General features: G+C 36.3%; 40 protein-coding genes. 7 read left to right on the forward strand and 33 right to left on the reverse strand.

The window, feature by feature from the left end:
• Positions 1-80: 80 nt before the first annotated feature.
• From ltrA (A5844_RS03300) to ltrA (A5844_RS03340), 9 genes are all read right to left on the reverse strand, one after another.
• Complete coding sequence (gene ltrA / locus A5844_RS03300; RefSeq protein ID WP_086283872.1) at positions 81-1,355, reverse strand: group II intron reverse transcriptase/maturase; 1,275 nt, start codon at positions 1,353-1,355, stop codon at positions 81-83.
• A 559-nt stretch (positions 1,356-1,914) separates the two neighbouring features.
• Positions 1,915-2,112, reverse strand: coding sequence for a cold-shock protein (locus tag A5844_RS03305; protein WP_002293041.1), 198 nt, complete (start codon positions 2,110-2,112; stop codon positions 1,915-1,917).
• Between the two features lie 420 nt (positions 2,113-2,532).
• Complete coding sequence (locus A5844_RS03310; protein ID WP_002325016.1) at positions 2,533-3,225, reverse strand: DUF3800 domain-containing protein; 693 nt, start codon at positions 3,223-3,225, stop codon at positions 2,533-2,535.
• A gap of 127 nt (positions 3,226-3,352) precedes the next feature.
• Entirely contained in the window at positions 3,353-4,372 is a 1,020-nt protein-coding gene (locus A5844_RS03315; protein ID WP_086283873.1) for a peptidoglycan recognition protein family protein, read from the reverse strand.
• Between the two features lie 10 nt (positions 4,373-4,382).
• Positions 4,383-4,580 carry a phage holin gene (locus tag A5844_RS03320; RefSeq protein WP_002302122.1) on the reverse strand — a complete coding sequence of 66 codons (198 nt, stop codon included), beginning with the start codon at positions 4,578-4,580 and terminating at the stop codon, positions 4,383-4,385.
• A 22-nt stretch (positions 4,581-4,602) separates the two neighbouring features.
• A complete protein-coding gene (locus A5844_RS03325) occupies positions 4,603-4,896 on the reverse strand; it encodes a hypothetical protein (protein ID WP_002339954.1) in 294 nt (97 codons plus the stop codon).
• 99 nt (positions 4,897-4,995) lie between these two features.
• The gene (gene ltrA, locus A5844_RS03330; RefSeq protein ID WP_086283872.1) at positions 4,996-6,270 is read right to left on the reverse strand and encodes a group II intron reverse transcriptase/maturase; all 1,275 of its coding nucleotides are present in this window, start codon (positions 6,268-6,270) and stop codon (positions 4,996-4,998) included.
• Positions 6,271-6,858: 588 nt separating this feature from the next.
• On the reverse strand, positions 6,859-7,299 hold the full coding sequence (locus tag A5844_RS03335) for a hypothetical protein (RefSeq protein ID WP_086283874.1): 441 nt from the start codon (positions 7,297-7,299) through the stop codon (positions 6,859-6,861).
• A 183-nt stretch (positions 7,300-7,482) separates the two neighbouring features.
• The gene (gene ltrA, locus A5844_RS03340) at positions 7,483-8,757 is read right to left on the reverse strand and encodes a group II intron reverse transcriptase/maturase (RefSeq protein ID WP_086283872.1); all 1,275 of its coding nucleotides are present in this window, start codon (positions 8,755-8,757) and stop codon (positions 7,483-7,485) included.
• Positions 8,758-9,816: 1,059 nt separating this feature from the next.
• On the opposite strand from ltrA (A5844_RS03340), the gene A5844_RS14135 reads away from it, so the two are divergent.
• Positions 9,817-9,987 carry a hypothetical protein gene (locus tag A5844_RS14135; RefSeq protein ID WP_162831952.1) on the forward strand — a complete coding sequence of 57 codons (171 nt, stop codon included), beginning with the start codon at positions 9,817-9,819 and terminating at the stop codon, positions 9,985-9,987.
• A 120-nt stretch (positions 9,988-10,107) separates the two neighbouring features.
• Here the strand turns inward: A5844_RS14135 and A5844_RS03345 are convergent, their stop codons facing one another.
• From A5844_RS03345 to A5844_RS03420, 18 genes are all read right to left on the reverse strand, one after another.
• On the reverse strand, positions 10,108-10,419 hold the full coding sequence (locus A5844_RS03345; protein ID WP_033704140.1) for a hypothetical protein: 312 nt from the start codon (positions 10,417-10,419) through the stop codon (positions 10,108-10,110).
• Between the two features lie 361 nt (positions 10,420-10,780).
• The gene (locus A5844_RS03350) at positions 10,781-11,194 is read right to left on the reverse strand and encodes an ArpU family phage packaging/lysis transcriptional regulator (RefSeq protein ID WP_002304479.1); all 414 of its coding nucleotides are present in this window, start codon (positions 11,192-11,194) and stop codon (positions 10,781-10,783) included.
• Positions 11,195-11,282: 88 nt separating this feature from the next.
• Entirely contained in the window at positions 11,283-11,447 is a 165-nt protein-coding gene (locus A5844_RS14140; RefSeq protein ID WP_002304478.1) for a hypothetical protein, read from the reverse strand.
• Entirely contained in the window at positions 11,437-11,736 is a 300-nt protein-coding gene (locus tag A5844_RS03355; RefSeq protein ID WP_086283876.1) for a hypothetical protein, read from the reverse strand. The genes A5844_RS14140 and A5844_RS03355 overlap by 11 nt, the downstream gene beginning before the upstream one ends.
• The gene (locus tag A5844_RS03360; protein WP_086283877.1) at positions 11,733-11,948 is read right to left on the reverse strand and encodes a hypothetical protein; all 216 of its coding nucleotides are present in this window, start codon (positions 11,946-11,948) and stop codon (positions 11,733-11,735) included. Before A5844_RS03360 ends, A5844_RS03355 begins: the two co-directional genes overlap by 4 nt.
• Positions 11,945-12,166 carry a hypothetical protein gene (locus A5844_RS03365; protein WP_010721541.1) on the reverse strand — a complete coding sequence of 74 codons (222 nt, stop codon included), beginning with the start codon at positions 12,164-12,166 and terminating at the stop codon, positions 11,945-11,947. Before A5844_RS03365 ends, A5844_RS03360 begins: the two co-directional genes overlap by 4 nt.
• Positions 12,167-12,478, reverse strand: a complete 312-nt coding sequence (locus A5844_RS03370) for a MazG-like family protein (protein WP_010721540.1) — start codon at positions 12,476-12,478, stop codon at positions 12,167-12,169.
• A 176-nt stretch (positions 12,479-12,654) separates the two neighbouring features.
• Positions 12,655-12,969 (reverse strand): DUF1140 family protein, encoded by a 315-nt coding sequence (locus A5844_RS03375; protein WP_086283878.1) that lies wholly within the window; start codon positions 12,967-12,969, stop codon positions 12,655-12,657.
• On the reverse strand, positions 12,969-13,274 hold the full coding sequence (locus tag A5844_RS03380; RefSeq protein WP_086283879.1) for a hypothetical protein: 306 nt from the start codon (positions 13,272-13,274) through the stop codon (positions 12,969-12,971). Before A5844_RS03380 ends, A5844_RS03375 begins: the two co-directional genes overlap by 1 nt.
• Complete coding sequence (locus A5844_RS03385) at positions 13,271-13,432, reverse strand: antitoxin (RefSeq protein WP_086283880.1); 162 nt, start codon at positions 13,430-13,432, stop codon at positions 13,271-13,273. The genes A5844_RS03380 and A5844_RS03385 overlap by 4 nt, the downstream gene beginning before the upstream one ends.
• A 14-nt stretch (positions 13,433-13,446) precedes the next feature.
• Positions 13,447-13,806, reverse strand: a complete 360-nt coding sequence (locus tag A5844_RS03390; RefSeq protein ID WP_086283881.1) for a DUF1064 domain-containing protein — start codon at positions 13,804-13,806, stop codon at positions 13,447-13,449.
• A complete protein-coding gene (locus tag A5844_RS03395; RefSeq protein ID WP_025478041.1) occupies positions 13,803-14,654 on the reverse strand; it encodes an ATP-binding protein in 852 nt (283 codons plus the stop codon). Before A5844_RS03395 ends, A5844_RS03390 begins: the two co-directional genes overlap by 4 nt.
• Positions 14,655-14,671: 17 nt before the next feature.
• A complete protein-coding gene (locus tag A5844_RS03400; protein ID WP_086283882.1) occupies positions 14,672-15,505 on the reverse strand; it encodes a phage replisome organizer N-terminal domain-containing protein in 834 nt (277 codons plus the stop codon).
• Between the two features lie 6 nt (positions 15,506-15,511).
• On the reverse strand, positions 15,512-16,198 hold the full coding sequence (locus A5844_RS03405) for a putative HNHc nuclease (protein ID WP_086283883.1): 687 nt from the start codon (positions 16,196-16,198) through the stop codon (positions 15,512-15,514).
• Positions 16,199-16,203: 5 nt separating this feature from the next.
• A complete protein-coding gene (locus A5844_RS03410; protein WP_086283884.1) occupies positions 16,204-16,875 on the reverse strand; it encodes a Sak single strand annealing protein in 672 nt (223 codons plus the stop codon).
• The gene (locus A5844_RS03415) at positions 16,868-17,209 is read right to left on the reverse strand and encodes a hypothetical protein (RefSeq protein ID WP_086283885.1); all 342 of its coding nucleotides are present in this window, start codon (positions 17,207-17,209) and stop codon (positions 16,868-16,870) included. Before A5844_RS03415 ends, A5844_RS03410 begins: the two co-directional genes overlap by 8 nt.
• A 57-nt stretch (positions 17,210-17,266) precedes the next feature.
• Positions 17,267-17,395 (reverse strand): hypothetical protein, encoded by a 129-nt coding sequence (locus A5844_RS14510; RefSeq protein ID WP_256924511.1) that lies wholly within the window; start codon positions 17,393-17,395, stop codon positions 17,267-17,269.
• On the reverse strand, positions 17,388-18,086 hold the full coding sequence (locus tag A5844_RS03420) for a Rha family transcriptional regulator (protein WP_002335866.1): 699 nt from the start codon (positions 18,084-18,086) through the stop codon (positions 17,388-17,390). The genes A5844_RS14510 and A5844_RS03420 overlap by 8 nt, the downstream gene beginning before the upstream one ends.
• Positions 18,087-18,128: 42 nt before the next feature.
• Between A5844_RS03420 and A5844_RS03425 the strand changes: the two genes are divergently transcribed.
• On the forward strand, positions 18,129-18,596 hold the full coding sequence (locus A5844_RS03425; RefSeq protein ID WP_229205984.1) for a hypothetical protein: 468 nt from the start codon (positions 18,129-18,131) through the stop codon (positions 18,594-18,596).
• A 101-nt stretch (positions 18,597-18,697) separates the two neighbouring features.
• Here the strand turns inward: A5844_RS03425 and A5844_RS14145 are convergent, their stop codons facing one another.
• From A5844_RS14145 to A5844_RS03435, 3 genes are read right to left on the reverse strand one after another with little or no spacing between them, the layout of a single operon-like run.
• Complete coding sequence (locus A5844_RS14145; RefSeq protein ID WP_002315386.1) at positions 18,698-18,868, reverse strand: hypothetical protein; 171 nt, start codon at positions 18,866-18,868, stop codon at positions 18,698-18,700.
• Between the two features lie 30 nt (positions 18,869-18,898).
• Positions 18,899-19,147, reverse strand: a complete 249-nt coding sequence (locus A5844_RS03430; protein ID WP_086283886.1) for a hypothetical protein — start codon at positions 19,145-19,147, stop codon at positions 18,899-18,901.
• Between the two features lie 11 nt (positions 19,148-19,158).
• Entirely contained in the window at positions 19,159-19,344 is a 186-nt protein-coding gene (locus A5844_RS03435) for a helix-turn-helix domain-containing protein (RefSeq protein ID WP_002337458.1), read from the reverse strand.
• Positions 19,345-19,647: 303 nt separating this feature from the next.
• Between A5844_RS03435 and A5844_RS03440 the strand changes: the two genes are divergently transcribed.
• The 5 genes from A5844_RS03440 (at position 19,648) to A5844_RS03470 (ending at position 23,289) form a co-directional block, all read left to right on the forward strand.
• Entirely contained in the window at positions 19,648-20,022 is a 375-nt protein-coding gene (locus A5844_RS03440) for a helix-turn-helix domain-containing protein (RefSeq protein WP_002315392.1), read from the forward strand.
• Between the two features lie 4 nt (positions 20,023-20,026).
• On the forward strand, positions 20,027-20,455 hold the full coding sequence (locus A5844_RS03445) for an ImmA/IrrE family metallo-endopeptidase (RefSeq protein ID WP_086283887.1): 429 nt from the start codon (positions 20,027-20,029) through the stop codon (positions 20,453-20,455).
• 49 nt (positions 20,456-20,504) lie between these two features.
• Positions 20,505-21,158: a hypothetical protein gene (locus A5844_RS03450; protein ID WP_065763642.1), complete on the forward strand. Its 654-nt coding sequence runs from the start codon at positions 20,505-20,507 to the stop codon at positions 21,156-21,158.
• Between the two features lie 137 nt (positions 21,159-21,295).
• Positions 21,296-21,886 (forward strand): DUF4352 domain-containing protein, encoded by a 591-nt coding sequence (locus A5844_RS03455; RefSeq protein ID WP_073994859.1) that lies wholly within the window; start codon positions 21,296-21,298, stop codon positions 21,884-21,886.
• A gap of 695 nt (positions 21,887-22,581) precedes the next feature.
• Positions 22,582-23,289 (forward strand): tyrosine-type recombinase/integrase, encoded by a 708-nt coding sequence (locus A5844_RS03470; RefSeq protein WP_256924512.1) that lies wholly within the window; start codon positions 22,582-22,584, stop codon positions 23,287-23,289.
• A gap of 131 nt (positions 23,290-23,420) precedes the next feature.
• Here the strand turns inward: A5844_RS03470 and rplS are convergent, their stop codons facing one another.
• The 3 genes from rplS to rimM form a co-directional block, all read right to left on the reverse strand.
• The gene (rplS, locus tag A5844_RS03475) at positions 23,421-23,768 is read right to left on the reverse strand and encodes a 50S ribosomal protein L19 (protein ID WP_002286913.1); all 348 of its coding nucleotides are present in this window, start codon (positions 23,766-23,768) and stop codon (positions 23,421-23,423) included.
• Positions 23,769-23,905: 137 nt separating this feature from the next.
• Positions 23,906-24,649 (reverse strand): tRNA (guanosine(37)-N1)-methyltransferase TrmD, encoded by a 744-nt coding sequence (trmD, locus tag A5844_RS03480; RefSeq protein WP_164498427.1) that lies wholly within the window; start codon positions 24,647-24,649, stop codon positions 23,906-23,908.
• The gene (rimM, locus tag A5844_RS03485; protein WP_086283891.1) at positions 24,639-25,163 is read right to left on the reverse strand and encodes a ribosome maturation factor RimM; all 525 of its coding nucleotides are present in this window, start codon (positions 25,161-25,163) and stop codon (positions 24,639-24,641) included. Before rimM ends, trmD begins: the two co-directional genes overlap by 11 nt.
• Positions 25,164-25,207: the final 44 nt, after the last annotated feature.

Genomic DNA, 25,207 nt, shown 5'->3' on the forward strand with positions numbered 1-25,207 from the left:
AATCGAGTAGAGGTCCGAATGCATAGATTCGCACCCCTCTCACACCACCATACAAGCCGTTCGGCATATGGCGGTTCAACTTATATTACAGTATGCACTTTTAGATAGTAATCTAAGGCAAAGGGGATCCCTCTTTGCTTTAGTCGTTCATTGGATAGGGCTCTGTGAATCACTTTCGATAATCCAATAAATCGATAACCTTTTCGACAGTAGGTTAAGCCTTTGGCTTCTTCCTCTGGTATTCCCAACTGAACCAAGGAACAGATTCTTTTCCTATAGTTCTTCCACTGCTTCCAGATAATGACTCGAATTCTTGATCGAAGTTTAGCGTCTATTTCTGCGAGTTTCCTTTTCATTTTCGCTTTACGAAAATAGTTTACCCAACCATAAATGACTTGTTTCAGTTTCACGATTCGCTCATCAAGAGAAATACTTTTGTTTCTTTTGGTGAGCTGACGCAATTTCCGCTGAAATTTTTGGACAGACTCCTCATGGGGTTTTGGTTGATATTTCTTTGTGTGTTTGTCGTAGTAAAATCCAAAACCTAAAAATTTTGTTCCATTCGGACGGCTGATTCTACTCTTTTCCGCATTGACAATCAGCCCTAATTTCTTTTCGATAAAGGCCGTTATGGACTGTAAAACTCGATGTGCTGCCTTTTCACTCTTGACAAAAATAATACTATCATCTGCATAGCGAACAAAATGTAGACCTCTTGATTCTAATTCTTTATCTAATTCATTTAACATAATGTTGCTTAACAGAGGGCTCAGATTACCACCTTGCGGGGTACCGATAGGTGTGTCTTCATATTTTCCTCTTTTCATTACGCCACTTACTAGATACTTTCGAATGAGAGAAATGACATCTCCATCTTCTATTGTACGCGAAATAATTCGCATAAGTTTGTCGTGATGGACAGTATCAAAGAATCGTTCTAAGTCAATATCCACTAGCCAATCATATCCGTTATTCATATAATCCACTGTTTGAACAATTGCCATTTCACAACTGCGGTTTGGTCGAAACCCATAACTATACTCACTGAATTGTTCTTCAAATATAGGTGTAAGAATCTGACTAATTGCCTGTTGGATAACTCTATCGACAACAGTTGGGATACCTAGTTGACGCATTTTACCATTTCCTTTTGGTATTTCAACACGTAAGGCTGGTTGCGGATTGTACTTACGTTGGCGAATTTGAGAACGAAGTTCTTCTTTGTGTTCCCGAAGATGGGATTTTAATTCCTCCACAGTAATTCCATCCACACCGCTTACCCCTTTATTACGATAAACTCGTTTGTAGGCTTCGTTCATGTTCTGATTACTCAAAATTTGATCTAAAAGTTTCATACTCGTTTCCTCCTTCCTCTCACGTAACGAAAGACATTTCTCTTTTGATTATCTTCTGAGATACGCTCATACTTTCATCATTAACACATTCAGAAATGTATCTTTCGTGCATTTGTGGTGCAGAAACACTATAAGTAGTTCAGTCCTTCGTGGAAAAGTATTTCCACTACTATGACGTCGGCTGACTTCTCACGATAAACCTTTTTCGACCGATTTTCTTAATAGGGAACTCCTTAATCGTTCGTGAGACCTCCCAGGGTAAGACAACTAACTTTCATCTTTTACTCGCCTGATTTACTAGATAAGCTTACGCACATCTTTTGGACTTTAGTTTGTATTGGAACCTCATCCACTTATCTAGCCTTCGTATCAGATTTCTGTTCGTCGAGCCAAGAGTTTGATACACGCTTCCTTCAGCCACATCCTCATGGATGCCACCTTGCGTTTCTCTAGCGATTGGTCGATGTGTACCCTCGCAGTGGACTTTCACCACCTAGTTAGTTGCCATGCCTGGCGCACAATAAAAAAACACCTCAAATGAGGTGTTTAAAGTTCAACATTATTTTACAATATTTACTGCTTGAGGGCCACGTTGACCTTCTTCAATATCATAAGTAACTGCTTGGCCTTCATCTAAAGACTTGAAGCCTTCTCCCTGGATCGCTGAGAAATGTGCAAATACGTCATTTCCATCTTCTCCAGTGATAAATCCAAAACCTTTGTCTGAGTTAAACCATTTTACTGTACCGTTATTCATATATATTTCCTCCTGATACGTATATAATACGTGTTTTGTTGCAATTAATATTACTTTGTAAAAGGAGTTTTTATAGTGTGAATATATCGCTCAGATTACGTTTCAAATTAGATTACTTGTTTAGTATAACACGAATGTAATGGTAACACAAGGCTAACACGATTTAATATAAAGAACTATATTTAAGCATTTAGAAGAGTTAATTGCAGAACGAAAATACAAATACAATACTGATTAAAATTAAATAAAAAAACCACCTTTTGGAGGTGGCCCACAAGGGACGGCGTACTTACATTACGCTTAATAATTATTATCGTATTCCTTGTGTCGGCAGTGCGAAATTAATTCGCCTGTAAGTTAATCATAAAGTAACTATCTGCTAAATGCAATAGTTATGCTTAAAAAAATTTAGCTTATTTTTTAAGGCAACCTCATACAAGAATGTTCCGGTATATTTCTCATTTCTCTGTTATCAATCTTGAACGATGTCCATAATCTGTTTGCCAATATATCACTAGCTTGTATCAAATAATTATGTTTAGAATCGCAATAAGACACATTTATTTCTAACTTACCTTTCCAAATAGGTTCATAAAATACACCATAATTAAAATTATGAACACCATTTTTTAGTTCTTCATATACTGATTCTTCAAAATTATAATAGCCATTACTTGCAGTGGCTTGCTCATCCACACAGATACATAGCTTTAAGTCGTCCTCTGGATTCAATAATCCTCTATTTATCAGCAACTTAATTTTTTCTTTGACCAGTCTTTTTAATACATAATCTTTATATCTGTGTATTGATTTTTTATGATCTAAAATATTTGACTGTACCCTTTTGATATCAACTGTTAATCCCATACTATGTTCGTTTTTTAAAACCCTGTATAATTCGTATTTTTCACTTTTATCTAAATAACAAGCTTTTAATTCTTCTCTGTTACCTCGTTTGGTTTGGATTCGTTGAACCACTTTTTTATATTTTCTTTTTGCAATTTCTTTATTATCCTTGCCAATGAATGCGTATCCAGCGTAGACAAAAAATCTATTAGGTGCATTCCTATGCAAGACGCCTGAATCATCAAAAAATAAATGTAATTCTTCCAACAGCCGCTTCTCCGATCATTTGTTATAAATATATGTTAATTTTACATCTTAGCCGTCTTTATAACAATAACTAAAATTGCAGATGTAGCCTAATTATATGTACTGCCCCTCAACGAGGGGCCATTTTTTATCGTTGCGGAATATTTAAATACCAGCGTTTATCATGAAAATCTTGTGCTCCGCCTTTAGTGTTCCCTTCTGGATCATTCGTTGCCCGCATCATTACATAGACTTTCTTATTAGGAAAATTACGCATATTGAAAGATACATGATAACCAACATTTCCAGAAGTATTATAAGCTTGGTTTACATCTGGTCTATAAATTCCATCAGCTCTTACTCGAGCTAATTCTTTCCCAGTATTGTAGTCCATAATGAAAATATACTCGTATTTATAGTTAGCAATGTGCCATCCAGCCACATGCAAGTTTGCGTTTTCGATTTCCCCAAACTGATCAATGTGGGCGTAATTTGTTCCATCTGTCAGCGTAGGATTTGCTGCACCTGCTCTAGTTGGATCAATGACTGGTTTATCATCTGAAGTTGTCGGATTTTCATCGGTAAATCCATGAGCTAAATCATATGCTAATTTTTCTTTACTTACGCCCATTTCAGAAAGATAACCATAAGGATCTGTATGATCGCCCCAGATGTTTTGTGTTACCCATAAATGCGATTTGATTCCCGGTTGGTTATAAGGAGTGTCCAACGTTAATGGAATACCATATTTCATTGCTGAATCTCTAGCCAATTCAACGTATGCCTTGTAGTTTTTCTCAAACGTTGCTTTATCATGTGTTTGTTGTAACTCAATCTGCACAGGACTGTTGGCATTAGCATACGAACCAGCACCGTACTGTACATAACCAGGTTGTCCAACTTGGTAAACAATTCCGCCATCACCCACAATGTAAGCAGTGTAAGCACTGGTCCATGAACGTTGCATATACTGCGCTTCATTGCGTCCTGTTGCTGTTTCATTAGCCGTTTCATGCAGTAAAATGTACTGATTATTTGCTATTTGTGAGCTACCTTCATTTGCGCCCAAATTAAATTCATTATTGATCGTATAAGCAAAACCATTAATCGGCAATAAAAAAAGAGCCGTTAACAGGCTCATCGCAGTAATAGTAATTTTCTTTTTCATTTGTTTCCTCCTATTTTTTCAAATTATAAGCCGACACACCAGTGATAACGCCTAAAAATGTTGCTACTGCATTGATAGTGAGTACTGTCATATCTGTTCCATTCCATCCATAGGCTTTCCCTAACGTTGCTACTAACACAGAAGCAGCTGGCAATACTGTTAAAACTGTCCATTTAATGACTTGATAATACTTATCGGGTAAAATCATTTCTTCTTAACTCCTTTCTTTTTTACCTAGACTTTTCTCTAAATAAAGTTTTAATTTGTTGCGTGTGTTCCACCAATTTTTCTGCATGTGTATCTAATCTTTCATCATGTTTCTTCAATTCTTCATGAATAGTAATGCGATCAGATTTGCTTGCTTCTAAATCTTTAGTCAGTAAATCTAAATTTCGGCTTACTTTTGAAAGAGTCTCAGTAATCTTCGAGAAAGATGCAGTAATTGGTTTTATTACTAATAAAATCAAAGAAACGATAGCGGTTATTGATCCTGCTATCGCTCCCCATTCCCCTAAATTAATCATGCGACAACTCCTTGAATCAAATCGAGTAGAGGTCCGAATGCATAGATTCGCACCCCTCTCACACCACCATACAAGCCGTTCGGCATATGGCGGTTCAACTTATATTACAGTATGCACTTTTAGATAGTAATCTAAGGCAAAGGGGATCCCTCTTTGCTTTAGTCGTTCATTGGATAGGGCTCTGTGAATCACTTTCGATAATCCAATAAATCGATAACCTTTTCGACAGTAGGTTAAGCCTTTGGCTTCTTCCTCTGGTATTCCCAACTGAACCAAGGAACAGATTCTTTTCCTATAGTTCTTCCACTGCTTCCAGATAATGACTCGAATTCTTGATCGAAGTTTAGCGTCTATTTCTGCGAGTTTCCTTTTCATTTTCGCTTTACGAAAATAGTTTACCCAACCATAAATGACTTGTTTCAGTTTCACGATTCGCTCATCAAGAGAAATACTTTTGTTTCTTTTGGTGAGCTGACGCAATTTCCGCTGAAATTTTTGGACAGACTCCTCATGGGGTTTTGGTTGATATTTCTTTGTGTGTTTGTCGTAGTAAAATCCAAAACCTAAAAATTTTGTTCCATTCGGACGGCTGATTCTACTCTTTTCCGCATTGACAATCAGCCCTAATTTCTTTTCGATAAAGGCCGTTATGGACTGTAAAACTCGATGTGCTGCCTTTTCACTCTTGACAAAAATAATACTATCATCTGCATAGCGAACAAAATGTAGACCTCTTGATTCTAATTCTTTATCTAATTCATTTAACATAATGTTGCTTAACAGAGGGCTCAGATTACCACCTTGCGGGGTACCGATAGGTGTGTCTTCATATTTTCCTCTTTTCATTACGCCACTTACTAGATACTTTCGAATGAGAGAAATGACATCTCCATCTTCTATTGTACGCGAAATAATTCGCATAAGTTTGTCGTGATGGACAGTATCAAAGAATCGTTCTAAGTCAATATCCACTAGCCAATCATATCCGTTATTCATATAATCCACTGTTTGAACAATTGCCATTTCACAACTGCGGTTTGGTCGAAACCCATAACTATACTCACTGAATTGTTCTTCAAATATAGGTGTAAGAATCTGACTAATTGCCTGTTGGATAACTCTATCGACAACAGTTGGGATACCTAGTTGACGCATTTTACCATTTCCTTTTGGTATTTCAACACGTAAGGCTGGTTGCGGATTGTACTTACGTTGGCGAATTTGAGAACGAAGTTCTTCTTTGTGTTCCCGAAGATGGGATTTTAATTCCTCCACAGTAATTCCATCCACACCGCTTACCCCTTTATTACGATAAACTCGTTTGTAGGCTTCGTTCATGTTCTGATTACTCAAAATTTGATCTAAAAGTTTCATACTCGTTTCCTCCTTCCTCTCACGTAACGAAAGACATTTCTCTTTTGATTATCTTCTGAGATACGCTCATACTTTCATCATTAACACATTCAGAAATGTATCTTTCGTGCATTTGTGGTGCAGAAACACTATAAGTAGTTCAGTCCTTCGTGGAAAAGTATTTCCACTACTATGACGTCGGCTGACTTCTCACGATAAACCTTTTTCGACCGATTTTCTTAATAGGGAACTCCTTAATCGTTCGTGAGACCTCCCAGGGTAAGACAACTAACTTTCATCTTTTACTCGCCTGATTTACTAGATAAGCTTACGCACATCTTTTGGACTTTAGTTTGTATTGGAACCTCATCCACTTATCTAGCCTTCGTATCAGATTTCTGTTCGTCGAGCCAAGAGTTTGATACACGCTTCCTTCAGCCACATCCTCATGGATGCCACCTTGCGTTTCTCTAGCGATTGGTCGATGTGTACCCTCGCAGTGGACTTTCACCACCTAGTTAGTTGCCATGCCTGGCGCACAATAAAAAGACCACTCAACGAGTGATCTAAAAAAATCTAAAAGATGTTCATCAGTGTTTTAGACTTATGTCATTCATTTTTTTGGTCTTTTTCAAGTAACTCAATTATTTTATCAATAGAACTATCTAGTCCCGTGAATTTATAAACTCTTTTTGTTATTTTGCTTCCCTCGCCGCTTAATCCTAAATTACCAGATTTATTTTTTCCATCAATAGTAACTCCTGTACCACCTTTGCCATTACCTTCGAAATACTCTTCTATTTCGACAATTTCTGAATTATTGATACGTTCAGCAATTGCAATTTCTTTCAATAAATTTGCAATATCCATATTAACTGGTTTCGTTAAAATATCTGAAGTCATATCGCTTGCTTCTTGAGGATTCCCTTTTCCTTCATCATAATTCTCTTTAGTTTTGATTAAGCCAATTAAGTCAGAAACTAGATAGAAAGTCGGTGGCACACTTGCTTTCGCTACTGCCGCCCCAAGTTGTTTATAGTCAATAGGCATTTCTTTTTGCCTCCTTTTAGATTTAACAGTTTAATAATAACTAATAATTGTATAATAAAGCAAGTCTACTTTAAAACAGAAACTACTTGAAATATAGCCAAATAATCGAGTAGAGGTCCGAATGCATAGATTCGCACCCCTCTCACACCACCATACAAGCCGTTCGGCATATGGCGGTTCAACTTATATTACAGTATGCACTTTTAGATAGTAATCTAAGGCAAAGGGGATCCCTCTTTGCTTTAGTCGTTCATTGGATAGGGCTCTGTGAATCACTTTCGATAATCCAATAAATCGATAACCTTTTCGACAGTAGGTTAAGCCTTTGGCTTCTTCCTCTGGTATTCCCAACTGAACCAAGGAACAGATTCTTTTCCTATAGTTCTTCCACTGCTTCCAGATAATGACTCGAATTCTTGATCGAAGTTTAGCGTCTATTTCTGCGAGTTTCCTTTTCATTTTCGCTTTACGAAAATAGTTTACCCAACCATAAATGACTTGTTTCAGTTTCACGATTCGCTCATCAAGAGAAATACTTTTGTTTCTTTTGGTGAGCTGACGCAATTTCCGCTGAAATTTTTGGACAGACTCCTCATGGGGTTTTGGTTGATATTTCTTTGTGTGTTTGTCGTAGTAAAATCCAAAACCTAAAAATTTTGTTCCATTCGGACGGCTGATTCTACTCTTTTCCGCATTGACAATCAGCCCTAATTTCTTTTCGATAAAGGCCGTTATGGACTGTAAAACTCGATGTGCTGCCTTTTCACTCTTGACAAAAATAATACTATCATCTGCATAGCGAACAAAATGTAGACCTCTTGATTCTAATTCTTTATCTAATTCATTTAACATAATGTTGCTTAACAGAGGGCTCAGATTACCACCTTGCGGGGTACCGATAGGTGTGTCTTCATATTTTCCTCTTTTCATTACGCCACTTACTAGATACTTTCGAATGAGAGAAATGACATCTCCATCTTCTATTGTACGCGAAATAATTCGCATAAGTTTGTCGTGATGGACAGTATCAAAGAATCGTTCTAAGTCAATATCCACTAGCCAATCATATCCGTTATTCATATAATCCACTGTTTGAACAATTGCCATTTCACAACTGCGGTTTGGTCGAAACCCATAACTATACTCACTGAATTGTTCTTCAAATATAGGTGTAAGAATCTGACTAATTGCCTGTTGGATAACTCTATCGACAACAGTTGGGATACCTAGTTGACGCATTTTACCATTTCCTTTTGGTATTTCAACACGTAAGGCTGGTTGCGGATTGTACTTACGTTGGCGAATTTGAGAACGAAGTTCTTCTTTGTGTTCCCGAAGATGGGATTTTAATTCCTCCACAGTAATTCCATCCACACCGCTTACCCCTTTATTACGATAAACTCGTTTGTAGGCTTCGTTCATGTTCTGATTACTCAAAATTTGATCTAAAAGTTTCATACTCGTTTCCTCCTTCCTCTCACGTAACGAAAGACATTTCTCTTTTGATTATCTTCTGAGATACGCTCATACTTTCATCATTAACACATTCAGAAATGTATCTTTCGTGCATTTGTGGTGCAGAAACACTATAAGTAGTTCAGTCCTTCGTGGAAAAGTATTTCCACTACTATGACGTCGGCTGACTTCTCACGATAAACCTTTTTCGACCGATTTTCTTAATAGGGAACTCCTTAATCGTTCGTGAGACCTCCCAGGGTAAGACAACTAACTTTCATCTTTTACTCGCCTGATTTACTAGATAAGCTTACGCACATCTTTTGGACTTTAGTTTGTATTGGAACCTCATCCACTTATCTAGCCTTCGTATCAGATTTCTGTTCGTCGAGCCAAGAGTTTGATACACGCTTCCTTCAGCCACATCCTCATGGATGCCACCTTGCGTTTCTCTAGCGATTGGTCGATGTGTACCCTCGCAGTGGACTTTCACCACCTAGTTAGTTGCCATGCCTGGCGCACAATAAAAAGACCACTCAACGAGTGATCTCATATGTAATAGCAACCTACACACAAACAAGTCTGATACTTCCTGCACCTCACCACTGCCACATCCCTCGGTTGCTAACGAATACTGAAACAGAATACCGTCTCTGTTCATGACCAACGCGACAGTACAAAGCTTTGTCGCAAGCAGGTTATCGTATTCCTAATAACCCCAACTAATGTTTCTCTCCTAACCTACACCTGAGAGTGGCACACGTCTGCGCTAGTATTTTATGCCTTCTAACTGCTAGTAGCATCCCGACTAGTCAGCCAATTCATCGGCATCCGATAAGATGAATTGTTTCCGTAGGTTCCTTAAGTCACTGGCAATGAATCGAACATTGCATGGTCAAATCATAAAACGTTAAGGTTATCCCTCGACGTATTGACCTTATTTTTAAGCGTTACCCTTTCCGCCACAGTGACAAAATTAATATTGTGAAAATAAATACTAAGCGTATAATTTTAGTTATCAGCGAGTGGTCCGCTGAAATAAATTAAAAGGTGGTGAACCATTTGAAAAAAGTTAAAATTAAAGTTAAAACACCTAGTAAAACTAAAATCAGACGCGAATTAACTAAAGCTGTACGAAAAAACCTTCTTTGTTTTAATTGTGGAAGAAAATTACCTAGCGGAGTTGCTAGTACAGTTACTTGCCCAAGCTGTGGTGCAAAAACAAAACTATAGTCAATCTTCGTAAAATTCAATTTCTACTGCTCGCCCAATTGCTACTCCTATAGCGATTAAGGCGAGTATTTTTATTGTTTTTTTCATATTAACCCCTCCCTATTGCAATGAATGACATGACTAAATAAGACGACTAACTTCATTTGCTAGGGAGTTCATTTCAGCTGCTTTTTCTACCAAAGCAGTTGAGATACTTTCTAGCTTTTCTGATTTAACAGAATTAAATACTGGCGTCTTGATACTAATCGATACATCTTGACGAGGATCAGGACTCGTTGCTCTATTTTTTTGCACCACTGATCTGTACTTTTCTACTGAATGATACTCAATTACTTGTTCTAAATGTTTTTTGTACTCTTTACATACAGCTTCTTTTTGAATCAATTCTAAACGTTGTTGCTCAATAATATCAATCAACCGTTTTCGATCCATACCTTGATACTTTATTTGTTCGACTTGGTCACTAGCCTTGTTGAGCAGTTCTTTTAGTTCAGTCAAATCTAATTTGACAGTTGCTTTGATTTCTTTATCCATCAGCTTTTCCTCCAATACATAAATTAATAGACAGCAGCGGATGATAGATAATAAGAACAATTTAGAAGGAGTTAAAATTCACATCCTTATTCTTAATATTTCCGCTACTGTCTATCGAAGCTTAATTGTGAAACAATAATAAAACGATGTTCCTTTTATTATTATTTTATCTCAGACCTATCACTAATCTTTCGACACTATCATAATATCACTGGTAAATAGCTAAAAACCGCCATCATTCCGCCAAAAAACCGCCAAATTATTTATAAGCAATTATTCTTCCGTGTTTATATGCTTCTGCAAACTCTATTAGAGCTTCCGACTTCATCCGTTGTATACTTCTTTCTGAATAACCCACTTCACGGCTAATTCTGTAGTTTGAGAAGCTATCTGGCACACAAAAGCTATAGTAGAGTATCTGACGACTAATCAGACTAAGAGCCATCAAAGCCGCTAGAATCGCATCTCTCTCTGCTTCTATATCCATCATCTGAATGATTGCGTCTTCTGCCTTATTGCCGTGCTTCGGCGCCTTCGGCATATCCGTAATAATCGGCGACTTAATATCTATCAAAGAGCGACCTGCCATCCGCTCCAAACGCCGAAAGTTCTTCAGCACATCTCTCGCATTACATCTTGTCTGTTTGAAATCTACCTCTCGTAACAATTGCATCAAGTCAAACCGCTCCTTTATGTGATATAATAAACTTGTCGGATTTATTACATCAGTCGGAGCGATCCGGCTTTTTTTATTTGCCGAGTTACACTTCTCGACTTACATAGCTCACAACAGCTGCATAGTAATTTGCATAACCTCTCTTAGAAGTTGCTAAAGATATATGCTGAATCTCATTGTTTTTCGCAAAATCGTTTAATTCTTTTTCTAATTTATAGCGAGTGTCCTCTTCAAAGATTTTAAATTTCATTGTTTATAACCTCCATATCCACCAATCTCGCTACAGCTAAATTCTCTTTGCTTTTCGCTAACCACTTGTCACATTCCATCGTGTTTTCAATACGAATGATCGCTGAGTGATTATAGAGATGTTCTACATATCCACGAAACGGATAGATGAATCCTTCTGCTTCGCAGCGAACCATGTCACCGACTTTGACTTTTGGTTTCTTACGTGTTTTAGGATTCTTTGTCGGCATATCCAGCATTAAACCGCCGATACCATGACTACTAGCGTAAAATCCGTCTTTTAGTTTCATTCTTTCTCCTCCGTCGTTACCGTGATTTTTTTCAGACTCACTTCATGATCTGTATACTCATGAATCAATTCGATTAAATCTTTTACATAAACGTAATTACCACTCATGTTTTTAATGACATTTCCACCGCCCAAACTTAGCGACCCATCAACATTCAACCCTCTCACATAACCATGTCCAGAATCAATTGCGTAATATATTTCTTCTTTCACTCTGCTTCCTCCAATTTAATAGACAATGTTTTTGCAGTCGGTGATTCTACTTTTCTTAACTGCGCGATATCTTTATTTGCTGATCTTTCATCAAAATACTCCTGAGCTCTCCTCTTGTTTTTTGTAAAAACTGGCTTGCTATCATTCCAGTGATGGAAATAAGCTTTCTTAAACGAACCATCTTTGTAATCGAACAGATAAAATGCTATTTTGAACATTCATTCCGCTTCCTCCAAATCACTCGACTTCACGAATACACCATCTACCATTTTTCCTGTGCGCTCTTTGATTTCGTTGTATGCTTGGTTCAGACACTCGTACAAATCCATATCATTTTGCATAGCTAAAATAATCAAGGTTACTACTACGTCTCCAATTCCGTCTCTTAAACCATGTTCATCTTTTCTAGCTAGAGAAGCGGCAACTTCCCCAATCTCTTCGATCGTTTTTAACATTTGCTTGCTGGAATCAGCTTGATCCAATCCCTTATCTTTAGCCCACTGCTCTACTTTTGTGATTAGTTCGTCCATTATTCATTCTCCTTTATATATTTAAGTTGGATAATACAACTTGTAACAAATGAAGCTAATGTTAAAATTGTGCCGATTGGTGTTAAAAAACCGCTTTTTATCGTATTAATTAATATAGCTACAAATATCGTTATATAGAATAAAAAGTGAATTGACGCTAACATTAAATTAAACATCTAGTCCTCCTCGAAATACTCATTCAGTATCTCTCTATACTTTTCTACAAATTTGAAACGATCTTGATGAAGTTTCTTGCTCCAATTTGTTTGCCGATCCAGCTCACGCATCTGATCGAACCCTTTTTGAATTTCGTTGTAATAAAATTCAATGTTTGCTGCTGCTTTCCAATGCCTGCTACTTCGCACTCCTGCTCCTGTTTCAGCCATTTCCAACTTAACTAATTCCGCTCGTTCTTTTGATTTTCTATCTTTCTGAATTTTCATCATGATTTTCTTGAGGATGATGTCACTGTATTGTGTAATGAGATCCATTATTTCTCCTCCACATACTTAAATTGACGTCCTTTAGAATCAATATCCATATTCTTCGCTCTATCCCAGATGATGTTTTTGCTCAGACCAGTAATTTCAGATAACTGTTCAGCAGTACCCGTTACTAGAATTCGATCACCATGCCAGATTGCAATTTTTCTCGGCGTTTTCCGTTTGGGTTTTTCAGTCCACATTGATTTACCGAGCTTTTGGACTTCTGCAACTATTTCTTTGTCTTCTTGCCAAGATTCTGACTTAGTTAATTCAGCAATTCGTTTCATTGCTACTTTCTTATCCACATTCATTCCTCCAATCTACGAATTTCCCTTCTTAAATTCACTATGTGCAAATCGATTGCCTTTTTCGCCGTTTCATTGACCATCACTGCCTTTGTCCGTTCCAGATCGTCAATCTCACGTTGAATGCTTCGAATACGCATTTGAATCACTTCTTCTGTTGTCATGATGGACCACCTCGTTAAAAACGCTCTTCCTTGAACGTATTCCGATATTTTTTAGCTAAAATCAACGGCACTTGATATTTATGACAGAATAACTTTGCCTTGATCTTAAATTCTTTTGTCTGCATTCCTTTAACATCTACGACTTTAACAAGTTTGCCGTTTTTATAAAATGTGAAGTCAGGAATATACTCGATCTTGCGATACTTCTTTCCGTCTAGTTCAAATTTCGGCATCAGCTCAAATTTTTCCTGAAGTTTTACTTTCCAGCCATTCGCTTCAGCTTGCCACAAGGCTAGATCGTAATACTCTGCTTCTGCGATAGAATCAAACTTGATACCTCGATGAACAGTCTTTTTATTACGGTATTTATTCATGCGATACTACCTTTCACTGGTTTTATGCGCTTGTCTGCTGTTTGTTGGAATTTCAGCGCATAACCTTCTGAATTTTTAAATATCCTAGAAACAATTCTTTCACCGTAGGCTTCTCTTAGTTCAGGACCAGATAAGTTTGTTGTGATGATCGTTGCCTTGTTCTGTCTGGCTTCTAAGAGCGTGTTTAACGTGTTGTTTGTAAACTGCCTACTATTTGATACCCCACTACCTAATTCAGCTCCAATATCGTCAAAAACCACCAAATCAGTTGTTTTGATATCGGCTATAAGCGATCCTTCAATTTCTTTTCTCAGTTCAGCATTGTTATAAGAAAACTTTATTTGCTCTAATAACTCTTGATAGCTTATAAAAAGTATTTTCTTGTCATAATTTGAGCGCTCAAGTATTTCCCAAGCTGTCGCCATTGACAAGTGGCTTTTTCCGCTTCCTGATTTCCCTGATAGAATGAAATGTGCAGGATGGTTCAGTAAGACATCATTTACAAAGCTTTTAGCTCTTTCTAAAGCAATTTTCGTTTCTTGGTCCACTACGTGATAATTCTCCATTTTGCATTTAAACAAAGTTTTATCTGTTAATACCGAACCATTTTGAAAAAAACTCAAAGCTCGTGCTTTTAAGCTGTCGTTATATATCCTTTCGGTCTGTATATCCTCTTTCACACGTAACGCTTTATAACCACAACTCATGCATGTTGGTTTACAACGTTCTGAACCATCCTTATTTTTAGCTCGCCAACTATACAAAGGTTCGCTACATTCTGGACATTTTCCGCTTTGCACTAATACTCTTCTTATTAGTTTGTCCATAGCATTTGCTAGGCTTTCCATGTGATGCATCTCCTTTTTTAAATTGGCAAGTCGTCATATTCACTAGGATTGCTGTACTGTAGTTTTTGACTTTGCTTTTTATGATTATTCTTATCTGCTTTGATTTCGAATTTGAGCTTCTCAAATTTTTCTCTCAATTTCTTAGCACTTCTAATATTTCCAAACCAAAATTCATTTGTAGGTAGCCAATTGATCACATACTCAATCGCTTCTATAGATGCTTTATCTCTTTCTTCCATCAACCTGATTGTGTCTGCCCATTTTTCGATATCTACTTTATTCATTTCTTTTGGAAAATCTTCAGTTAAATTACTTTGCAACTTTTTAGCAAGGCGTAAGTGTTCGTCAGAATACTTACCTTTCTTTTCTTCTTTATCTATATCTATATCTTTCTCTATCTTTATCTCTAACTCTGGTGTAGTTTTGTCTGGACATTTGTCCGACACTTGTCCTCCAGTTATTAAATTCCGTTTTGCCTCTTCTATTTTCTTTCTGTATTCTCTTTTTCTATCTGCTTCAGTTGAGGATTTTCCAATGAAACTTTGTATATCAGACATATAAATTGCTCCGTTATCTAATACGTCAATAAGTTGCAAATCACGGAAAATTTGTACCGCTTTTTCTACGACTCCTACAGAATGTCTTGTAATAGTTGCGAGCATTGTAGAGTTAAATGGAATCCTGTCATTAAACATCAACTTACCTTCGTGTTTTAGACTTCTTAAATAAAGTTTGAGAAGAATATTAGAATAAATATAGCCATCTGGCATACTTTCTAAGAGAACCATCTCGTCACTATCGAAAAAATTCTCTTTTAGTTTTAAATAGTAGTAGCGTTTGTTGTCAGACAATATTTTTTACCCTCCTATTCTAAGTTTCTTAATTGTTTCCTGGTTTAACTTGATCCCTTTGATTTGATATTTATTTTTGAAATTGATCACACCTATCTTGTGTTTCTCCGTGTGATGGATTCTGCAGAGTGCTGCAAATGTGTACTCTGAATGATCAACTTCTTTGCGCTTTCGTCTTCCTAGCGCTTTGTCAAAGTGATCAATATCAGCTCCTGTTTTGCCACAGATGCAACAAACTCTTTTTGTAATGCATTTGTAGAAGTAGTACTCTTGGTTCGCAGGTAAAATCTCATAGCCTTCTTTGAAAGGAATATGATGTTCAAAGATGAAATCTAAAATGATATTTGCTAAGACGTTAGCATCACTCACAGTCGTATTCGATTCGTCTTTCAAGCTTATTTTGCGACCTGTGACGCCTTCAAAACGGAAGTAGAAGAATTCCTTCCAGAAGTCCGTTGGCATCCCTGTATCGATGAAAATATCGCCTATGAGTGCATAGATGAAGTTTCGTTGCTGTGCGGTGAACCGACGTGGATCAATAAAACGAATTTCAATGACTCGATCGCCATCGTAGCCGTCATACATCGTCTTTAGTCGATCAATGTTCACTTCTTCATTGATCGTTGCACCTATGTCTTTTCCTTTGAACTTTTTCAGAACCGCTGAATATGAATCGATTAATGGTTTAAACACTCATATCACTTCTTATCTAATTCTTTTTTCTTAGCTGCTATTGCTCGCTCCATCAAGGCACATTGCTCATAGCTTAACTGTTCAATAGTTTCAACGTTATCAGCTAAGAGCCCTAATTTATCTGTCTGCTCATTAACATATTCGATTAAGGTTTTGGTCATATCTTTGCCCATCTGCTCATTGAAAGCTTCTAGAATCGTCTCTAGCATGCTTAATTTCTTTGTATCGATTCTAGGTGGTGTTGGAATATCTTCCCCTTGAAATACATATAATCCCAGTCCGTGTAGAGCCAATGCTTTCACAAAGCATCGCTTCAATGAGTTATTGATTTGCATAGCATTTGGCTTAACAACTGGTTGGTTTCGATAATCTAAAACAGGAAATAATTCGGTTTCCGTATGTCCTTTAACCGTTACTGAGACAGATACATAAGTCCCAGTTTCATCCATAAGAAAAGGTTTATATTCCTCAACAAGAAAGTCTTGATGAGTTCCAGAAACAACCCTGTAGTGTTTATACTCATTAATAGTTACCGTTGCCTGTGGATCATTCTTTTTCATAATCTCCCACGCGTGAGCCCAAGATAAATAATCAAAATTTCCTTTTTTCTTGAGTATTTTATTTAACTTGCGACTAAAAAGTTTTTCAAAATTCGTTGTCCCTTTGTTTTCACTCATCAAATTCTACCTCCATTTCAGCAATGTATTTCTTACCTGATCCGTAATAAGAGATATCAATCAAGTTATCTCTGTCGTACTCTTCTAGTGCATCAATCAAGCCATCTTCGATGACATAGATGTATTCAGGTTTTCTTGGCTGCTTCCATAGATGGATAAGGTAGACATGTCCCCAAATACTCACAAAATTTCCCAAATCGTCTTGATCACATGCTAGTTCTTCATCCGTCAAAAGATTACGTCTGATTTTTCGATTGCTTGTTTCCTTGATATTCGATTTGCCCCAACTAGGATCAGTCAAATATTGATCTAGAGTGGAAAGTTCTTTTTTCATGTGGTAACATCTCCTTAGATGTATTTTCTTTGTGACTCATTGCTTTGGTCGGCTGAGTCACTTTTTTATTTGTTGCCATGCTTTTTGCTTATCAATATGTTGCTTGCTTAAAATAATAGGACGGCTATTTGCCCACCAATTATCAGCCATCACTTTACCGATTTTTAGCGCTTCAGCTCTATTCATTTTCATCACCGAAAAGTCTTTGTTGTCTGTTCAGTTGATCGATTTCCATGCGGATCGCAGTTTCTGGTAACCACATTTCAATAAATGAAACAGCATCATCGAATCTCTTACGAGGTAACTCGCCATATCTTGGGATTGAAAAGGTACGTTTAAATTCAGACCAAAATTTTGAGAATACTTTTTTGCTGATTTCTTCATAAGCTCGGCTTTCTTTACCTCCTAAAACTTCCATAACTTTCATATTTCCTTTTTGCTTAATTTCAAACTCTTGTTGTCCGCTAATTCGCATAGTATCTTTAAGCATGGAGACATCTTTTTTAACATCTTTCATTTCTTCTAGTTGGTAGATCATCATATCTTCAATTGTTTGAGGAACAGTATTCTTCCGAATAACATCTTCCATTTCGTTGAATGCTTCAATGTACTTCTGTTTGAAGTAAATAGCTTTCTTTCCTGTAAATCCCATAGCCAACAAGAAAAATCCATCTCTGCTAATGAAGAAAACTCGCCGATTTCTACCGTATGAATCTGGTTCATTACCTTCCACAAACATCTGCTCAAAATTGAGCACATCTTCTTTTAACTTTTCAATATCTCTCAAAACATTTTTGTGTTCTTTTTCAAAACTATCTGCAACTTGCAAACTCGTAGTCACAGCTTCTTTATTTTTCAAAATTACTAATTCTTGCATTATTTCTTCTCTCCTTTTTGATATAATTTGAGTAAAAAGGTGGTGAATTATTTGATAAAAATTTTGAGCGATTACCAAGTCGCTATTACTTTAATCATTTCTATTTCAGGATTTTTTTTATCCCTCTATAACTTATTTAAAGATAAAAGAAAAATTACGCTCTCCTATTTTTTAGTTAAGCATGATAAAAGTAATCGAATGATTCTTACTGGCGTAATTGCAAACCCATCAAAAATGCCAAACTCAATTATCGAATGTACGTATCTTTACAACGGTAATAAAATTGATTGTTCACATTATCACGATAATGGTTTTGATATGGGAAGCTTTCATAAAAGTAGCCTTTTATCTCCTATACCGTTGGCACAAGAAATCTCTCCTGGCTGCTCAGTCGCTTTTTCAGAAGTTTTAAAGATGAAAGATATATTACCTGGCGAAAAACTTGTAATGGTCATAAGAACAGCTAATTATCAAAAAAAATTCAAGTTAAAGCTAAAAGACTCATTTTAATTGAAAAATTTTTCTTTAATAATCAAATACAAATTAATTATTATCGATCCAATCCCACAAAACATAATTAACAGAAATACAATATCGTCCTTACTCATTAGTCAGTCCCTCCCGACTGGCTTTTTTGTTTTGTACTCAGCTTCATCAAGCCCCATAAAAATCCAGACCATGTAAACAATCGTTCCTATCAACGCTTGTCTGCTTCCCCAAAGACCTAAAGCGTAGATAATTAGTGGTGCACTGAATACTAGTGCTCTGTTGAATTTACCCATTAACCTTCACCTCTCAAAATGTTCTGTTTTTTATAAATCAACTAAATGCTTCTCGATAAATTCTTTAGGTGTTACCTTTCTTGTGCGTAACCTGTTATAGGATTTGAAAGACAAAAATTTATCGTATAATTCTGTATTGATCCAAACTTCTTGTCCTGTGACCCGTTCATATGCCGCTGAGAAAATTTCTGTATTTTTTAGTTCCGACATTCGACGTTGATAAGTAGATGGAGAATAATTGTATTTTTTTACAAAATCTTGTTTTTTTAGTTTTGTCATCGCCTATCCCCCTATCGGATGTCCAATATTTTTTTCACTGTTTCAATATGCTGTTGTGCTTTCTTTCCATCACGATTACCGTTTAGAATATCTGATAAATAAGCTCCTGAAATACCAACAAGCGCAGCTAGTTCTTTGAAAGTCATTCTTCTTTTTCTCATCTCCGCTCGAATTTTTAAGTCTAAATTCTCAGACATAAAAATAGCTCCTTTCTAAACAAATAATTTGTAAGCTAAAAAATTAGCTAAATCGTTGACATCTATTAGCTTTTAAGCTATTATGAATACATAGTTAAATAAGACTTATAAAAAGCCTCTAAAATAACATTTCTAAGTTTGGCGACCGAGAGAATGTTTTAAATTAGTAGAGTTTTTTGTTACTCTTATTTAGCTAACAATTTAGCTTACGAATTAAATATACTAGCTTAAAAGCTAATTGTCAACCAAAAATATAACTTTTAAGCTATTTATTTTCTTTTCAGCTTTGAAAGGTTGATAATAATGAGTTTAGTTACTAAGATTAAAGAATTAGCAGACGAAAAGCATGTGACTATAGCAGAAGTAGAAAGACAGGTGGGCATCTCTAATGGACAAATAAGAAGATGGGATAAAGCCTCGCCAAAATCTGAGAACTTAAAGAAAGTTGCTGATTATTTTGGTGTCACAACTGATTATTTATTGGGAAATAATAATGTACCCAAATGGGCTACAAAAGAGGAAGTGGTTGAACTTGATAAACTACTAGACTCAAATGTTAATATGTCTTATGGTGGGGAAACATTGACACCCGAACAAATACAGCGCGTAAAAGATATCCTGATAGCGACTTTCTGGGATATTGTGAAAGAAGACAAAGAAAAAGGCAAAAAGATGTGAGCTTATGGAGATGGATACGATTAATTTAGTCGAGGAGTTGAAGCGGAAATACCAGTCCGCTAATCCTTTTTATATTTGTGAAAAGATGGGCATTAAAATTCAATACGTTCCTTTTATCGAGAATCCCAAGGGGCAGTTTCAAGAAATTAGAGATCGTGCGATAATCTTTTTAAATAATGAACTGCGAGACTCTGAGGAAAGATTCTACATTTGCGCTCACGAATTAGGTCACGCTATTTTTCATCGTGGCTTATCCAGCTATTATGTATCAACAAGAACATCTAGAAGCAAATCTGAAAGCGAAGCTAATTGCTTTGCTGCTAATCTCATTGTTTCTCTTTATAAAGAAGATAATGATCAATATCCTAAAAAAATCGAGGAATTAAAGAATCTTTACGGGCTTCCAGAAAGCGCTTATCGTTTTCTTATATAAAAAAGCCCGTGTTAGCACACATATTACAAAGAGAAAGAGGAATTATAAAATGAAAAAAGTTAGCGTTATGTTGTTGTTAAGTACTGCTCTGCTACTTTCAGCTTGTTCAAATAATAAAAAAGCTGAATCAACAGATGCCACTTCTAACCAAGAAACAAAAGTAAGTAAAACAAAAGAAGCAACTGAAACCAGTTCCTCTACTAGCAAATCTACATCTAAGACAGATTCTAGTTCAACTGTTACAAGCTCCAACCAAGCTACGGCGGAACCTAGCCCAACAGTTATAAGCTCCAGTCAGGATACAATCCAAACCGCACCTCAAGAAGAAACATATGAACAGATGAAACAACGCACTTTACAGTCAACTCCAGCTGATCGTGCAAATTGGTCCAACAAAGAGTGGGAAGCTTTTGGCGTGGCCCTTTATGAAAATGGATTGACTACAGATGATGCTGGCAATATTATCAGTCAAGATCAGAAAGAACAACAAGCTGCATCTCAACAAAATCCAGAAGCCCAACAAACAAGCGCTCAACAAGACGCTGACACTTTATCACTTACTGATTTTGTTAACAAATACGGGATGTCGCCTGTTGCATGGAAAGTACAGAATGGAATGTCTGAAGAAGAAGCATTGCGTACAACACAGCAAAAGACTTCCGGTGAAGTTCAATTAGGATTTTCTAAATACGGAATTCAATAATATATTTTTATGCCCTACTATTTTGCCTATAATCTCTAAAAAAGTTATAAAGAAAAAAGCCCGTGCTGCAACACGGACTAAAATCTCGTTTCTAAGATCCTACATAAAAATAATATCATAGAAACGGAGAATAAAAAATGAAAAAAGTGATTTTAGGTTTGGTATTTACTAGCGTACTTTTGGGGGCCTGTTCAACAAATAAAGAGGCCACATCTGCTAAAGCTAACAGCACTACAGAATCTAGTTTAAGAAAAGAAGTTTCGGATCTTAAGTCCGAAAATGAAGAATTAAACAAAAGAGTAACAGAGTTAAAAAATTTAATTGAAAATTCTTCAACACAGGATAGTTCCGAGAATAATTCTGATTCAGCAAGTGGAAATGTAAAAATGGGACAGGCAGTTGAGTTTACCTCAGGAGAATCAATAACAGTTACAGAAGTAAAACCAGATGACAGTATTAGTTTGATGGATCCAGTAGACGGTGAACACCCTGTTGTTGTAACAGCTATTGTTGAAAATAAGACTAACTCACCTATTTCTTTTAACGCACATACATTTGACATATATGATGGAAACGATGAATTAGGAAGACTAGATGCAAATACTTATTCTAACAACATCCCTAATGAAATAGCGGGTGGAAAAAAAGCTACAGTAGTTATGTATTTTGGAGCAAAAGGAAATGCACCTTATACAATCGCATACGGTCCAGCAACTTGGAGCGAATAATAATTCATAAATAAAAACACGCCCCCTCCCTCGCCAAAGTTTGTGGACGTGATGAAAAATAAACCTGCTATAATCAGCTTACTTATCTATTCCTATTATAGCAACAAATAGGAGATGAAAACAATGTGGATCGAAACTAAAACTGATAAAAACGGAAAAAAAGTATATAAATATAATGAGCGATATATTGATCCAAAAACTAGAAAAAGAAAAAAAGTGAGCATTACTTATAAAAATAAATCTCGAGAAACTCAGAAAGCTGTCTCTTATACACATCTAGATGTGTATAAGAGACAGATTTAAAGCTCTATAACTTATTTAAAGATAAAAGAAAAATTACGCTCTCCTATTTTTTAGTTAAGCATGATAAAAGTAATCGAATGATTCTTACTGGCGTAATTGCAAACCCATCAAAAATGCCAAACTCAATTATCGAATGTACGTATCTTTACAACGGTAATAAAATTGATTGTTCACATTATCACGATAATGGTTTTGATATGGGAAGCTTTCATAAAAGTAGCCTTTTATCTCCTATACCGTTGGCACAAGAAATCTCTCCTGGCTGCTCAGTCGCTTTTTCAGAAGTTTTAAAGATGAAAGATATATTACCTGGCGAAAAACTTGTAATGGTCATAAGCTGTCTCTTATACACATCTAGATGTGTATAAGAGACAGGTGTAATTAAATCCAAATTGAATCTTCTTTTTTCATACGCTATGAAAAAAGGCTATATAGAAAAAAATCCTATCAACGAAGTAGTTATTGATTATAAACGAGAGTCAAAAACGATAAAAATTAAAGATAAGTTTTTAGAAGATGATGAATATAAAAGACTAGTAGCTTTCACAACTTCACACAATAAAAGATATTCTCTCCTTTTCCAGTGGCTATATTTGACTGGAATGAGACCTGGAGAAGCAATAGCATTAAGTAAAGATGATGTACACATTACCAATAATAATGCATCAGTAGTTATAAATGGGACGATGATGTATAGAGAACGTTCAATAGCTGATATGAAAAAATCTGATTCTACAAAAACTGCTGCTGGAATGCGAGAAATTGATTTACCAAAAAAAGCGATAGCTATTTACAATGAACTTCTAGAATTAAATCCGAATGGTCAATTTCTATTTCAAACAACGAAAGGAACTCCTTTCCAACTAACAGCAATTAACACCTATTTGAGAAATCATAAAGCTGACATGAAGATTGATAAAAAACTTAGTTCACATATTTTTAGACATACCCATATTTCAAAATTAGCGGAACTAGGAACTCCTCTGTATGCCATCCAGGATCGCGTTGGTCACGAAAATAGTGATATCACTGAAAAAATTTATTTGCATGTGACAAAAGGAGTAAAAGAAAAATTGAAAGAAGATATAGAAAAACTGTAACTTGTTGCCCCTTTTTTGCCCCTTTTTATTAATCAAAAATGTACCAAATAGAAATCGTTAATATAAAAAAACAGATAATAAAAAAAGAACCCTTGAATACCAAGGGTTCTTTCTCTGTCTGATAACAATGATTAACGACGGATTTCTTTGATACGAGCAGCTTTTCCGTGTAATGCACGTAAGTAGTACAATTTTGCACGACGTACTTTACCGTAACGAACAACTTCGATTTTTGCAACACGTGGTGTGTGTAATGGGAATGTACGTTCAACGCCCACTCCATTAGATACTTTACGTACAGTGTATGTTTCACTGATTCCAGCACCGCGGCGTTTGATAACAACACCTTCAAATAACTGGATACGTTCACGAGTACCTTCGACAACTTTTGCGTGAACACGTACAGTGTCACCAGGACGGAAAGCTGGAATGTCAGAACGTAGTTGTTCTTTTGTTAATTCTTCGATTAATGGATTCATTTTTTTCTTCTCCTTATTCCAAACATTCTTATGAGTTTCTTCTCACAGCGGAACATCGTAATAGTTAAGTGTGTTTACACTCACCATAAAATACTATCATACTATTATTTTGATGTAAAGAGTATTTTTTATTTCTTTTATATTGATGCTTCTTCTTGTTTGATTTCCGCGAGCATCTTTTCCATCTGTGGAGTCATTTCAATTTTCTCTAATAAGTCTGGACGACGTAGATACGTACGCCGTAAGGATTCTTTCAATTGCCACTCTTCAATTAAACGGTGGTTTCCATTGGTCAACACTTCTGGAACTTTCATACCTTTGAATTCCGCAGGTCGCGTGTATTGTGGATGCTCAAGCAGTCCTGTCGAATAAGAATCCGTTTGTGCAGAGATTTGATTCCCCAATACTTCAGGCAACAAACGTACGGTCGCATCGATCATGACCATTGCGCCTAACTCTCCACCAGTCAGCACATAATCTCCTAAAGACACCTCATCGGTCACTAAAGTACGGATACGTTCGTCATATCCTTCATAGTGTCCGCAAATAAAGACGAGATGCTCTTCTTTCGAGAATTCTTCTGCCATTTTCTGATCGAATTGTTTCCCAGCTGGATCAAGCAATATCACACGTTTTTTCGTTTCTGGATGTTTTTCTTCAATTGCTTTGATATTGTCATAGATCGGCTGAACCTTCAAAAGCATTCCTGCACCACCACCATAAGGATAATCATCTACGGTTTGATGCTTATTATCCGAATAATCACGGAAATTCGAGACATTGATTTCTAACAGTTCTTTTCCCACGGCTTTACCGATGATCGATTCTCCCATTGGGCCTTCGAACATACGAGGAAATAAAGTTAAAACATCAATCTTCATCATCAATCAATCCTTCTGGGATACTCACTCGAACAAGTCCATTTTCGATATCTACCTTTTCAACCACAGATTCTATATAAGGCAGTAAGACATCGGATTTCTTCGGTCGCTGTACGACCCAAACATCGTTTGCTCCTGGTGATAAGATTTCTTTTACTTTACCTATTTCCACTTCATTCTCATCGATCACTTTCAGTCCTATGATTTCATGATAGTAAAATTCGTTTTCAGTCAATTCAACTAAATTCTCTTTTGGCACTTTCAATAATCCATCTCGGTATTTTTCCACATCGTTAATGGAGGGATGGCCTTCAAAACTTAAGAGATCAAAATTTTTATGTTTCCGATGAGTTTTGACCACTAGTTCAACTGGAGCTTTTCCTTCTTGGAACAAGGTAAGTACTGCTCCTTTTTTGTAGCGTTCTTCAGGGAAATCTGTCGTAGAGATCACACGAACTTCCCCTTTGATCCCTTGGGTATTGACAATTTTTCCAACGTTTAAATATTCAGTCACCTTTTGTCCTCATTTCTTTTTTAGTTACACATTACTTTATAATC

Source organism: Candidatus Enterococcus wittei, assembly GCF_002140175.1.
Classification (GTDB): Bacteria; Bacillota; Bacilli; order Lactobacillales; family Enterococcaceae; genus Enterococcus_B; species Enterococcus_B wittei.

Bases quoted from the DNA above. Each gene is read 5' to 3' on its own strand.
- ltrA (WP_086283872.1), bottom strand. From the start codon at position 1,355: ATGAAACTTTTAGATCAAATTTTGAGTAATCAGAACATGAACGAAGCC.
- A5844_RS03305 (WP_002293041.1), bottom strand. From the start codon at position 2,112: ATGAATAACGGTACAGTAAAATGGTTTAACTCAGACAAAGGTTTTGGA.
- A5844_RS03315 (WP_086283873.1), bottom strand. From the start codon at position 4,372: ATGAAAAAGAAAATTACTATTACTGCGATGAGCCTGTTAACGGCTCTT.
- A5844_RS03320 (WP_002302122.1), bottom strand. From the start codon at position 4,580: ATGATTTTACCCGATAAGTATTATCAAGTCATTAAATGGACAGTTTTA.
- A5844_RS03325 (WP_002339954.1), bottom strand. From the start codon at position 4,896: ATGATTAATTTAGGGGAATGGGGAGCGATAGCAGGATCAATAACCGCT.
- ltrA (WP_086283872.1), bottom strand. From the start codon at position 6,270: ATGAAACTTTTAGATCAAATTTTGAGTAATCAGAACATGAACGAAGCC.
- A5844_RS03335 (WP_086283874.1), bottom strand. From the start codon at position 7,299: ATGCCTATTGACTATAAACAACTTGGGGCGGCAGTAGCGAAAGCAAGT.
- ltrA (WP_086283872.1), bottom strand. From the start codon at position 8,757: ATGAAACTTTTAGATCAAATTTTGAGTAATCAGAACATGAACGAAGCC.
- A5844_RS03345 (WP_033704140.1), bottom strand. From the start codon at position 10,419: ATGGATCGAAAACGGTTGATTGATATTATTGAGCAACAACGTTTAGAA.
- A5844_RS03350 (WP_002304479.1), bottom strand. From the start codon at position 11,194: ATGCAATTGTTACGAGAGGTAGATTTCAAACAGACAAGATGTAATGCG.
- A5844_RS14140 (WP_002304478.1), bottom strand. From the start codon at position 11,447: ATGAAATTTAAAATCTTTGAAGAGGACACTCGCTATAAATTAGAAAAA.
- A5844_RS03355 (WP_086283876.1), bottom strand. From the start codon at position 11,736: ATGAAACTAAAAGACGGATTTTACGCTAGTAGTCATGGTATCGGCGGT.
- A5844_RS03365 (WP_010721541.1), bottom strand. From the start codon at position 12,166: ATGTTCAAAATAGCATTTTATCTGTTCGATTACAAAGATGGTTCGTTT.
- A5844_RS03370 (WP_010721540.1), bottom strand. From the start codon at position 12,478: ATGGACGAACTAATCACAAAAGTAGAGCAGTGGGCTAAAGATAAGGGA.
- A5844_RS03375 (WP_086283878.1), bottom strand. From the start codon at position 12,969: ATGGATCTCATTACACAATACAGTGACATCATCCTCAAGAAAATCATG.
- A5844_RS03380 (WP_086283879.1), bottom strand. From the start codon at position 13,274: ATGAATGTGGATAAGAAAGTAGCAATGAAACGAATTGCTGAATTAACT.
- A5844_RS03385 (WP_086283880.1), bottom strand. From the start codon at position 13,432: ATGACAACAGAAGAAGTGATTCAAATGCGTATTCGAAGCATTCAACGT.
- A5844_RS03390 (WP_086283881.1), bottom strand. From the start codon at position 13,806: ATGAATAAATACCGTAATAAAAAGACTGTTCATCGAGGTATCAAGTTT.
- A5844_RS03395 (WP_025478041.1), bottom strand. From the start codon at position 14,654: ATGGAAAGCCTAGCAAATGCTATGGACAAACTAATAAGAAGAGTATTA.
- A5844_RS03410 (WP_086283884.1), bottom strand. From the start codon at position 16,875: ATGAGTGAAAACAAAGGGACAACGAATTTTGAAAAACTTTTTAGTCGC.
- A5844_RS03415 (WP_086283885.1), bottom strand. From the start codon at position 17,209: ATGAAAAAAGAACTTTCCACTCTAGATCAATATTTGACTGATCCTAGT.
- A5844_RS14510 (WP_256924511.1), bottom strand. From the start codon at position 17,395: ATGAATAGAGCTGAAGCGCTAAAAATCGGTAAAGTGATGGCTGATAAT.
- A5844_RS03420 (WP_002335866.1), bottom strand. From the start codon at position 18,086: ATGCAAGAATTAGTAATTTTGAAAAATAAAGAAGCTGTGACTACGAGT.
- A5844_RS14145 (WP_002315386.1), bottom strand. From the start codon at position 18,868: ATGGGTAAATTCAACAGAGCACTAGTATTCAGTGCACCACTAATTATC.
- A5844_RS03430 (WP_086283886.1), bottom strand. From the start codon at position 19,147: ATGACAAAACTAAAAAAACAAGATTTTGTAAAAAAATACAATTATTCT.
- A5844_RS03435 (WP_002337458.1), bottom strand. From the start codon at position 19,344: ATGTCTGAGAATTTAGACTTAAAAATTCGAGCGGAGATGAGAAAAAGA.
- A5844_RS03440 (WP_002315392.1), top strand. From the start codon at position 19,648: ATGAGTTTAGTTACTAAGATTAAAGAATTAGCAGACGAAAAGCATGTG.
- A5844_RS03445 (WP_086283887.1), top strand. From the start codon at position 20,027: ATGGAGATGGATACGATTAATTTAGTCGAGGAGTTGAAGCGGAAATAC.
- A5844_RS03450 (WP_065763642.1), top strand. From the start codon at position 20,505: ATGAAAAAAGTTAGCGTTATGTTGTTGTTAAGTACTGCTCTGCTACTT.
- A5844_RS03455 (WP_073994859.1), top strand. From the start codon at position 21,296: ATGAAAAAAGTGATTTTAGGTTTGGTATTTACTAGCGTACTTTTGGGG.
- rplS (WP_002286913.1), bottom strand. From the start codon at position 23,768: ATGAATCCATTAATCGAAGAATTAACAAAAGAACAACTACGTTCTGAC.
- trmD (WP_164498427.1), bottom strand. From the start codon at position 24,649: ATGAAGATTGATGTTTTAACTTTATTTCCTCGTATGTTCGAAGGCCCA.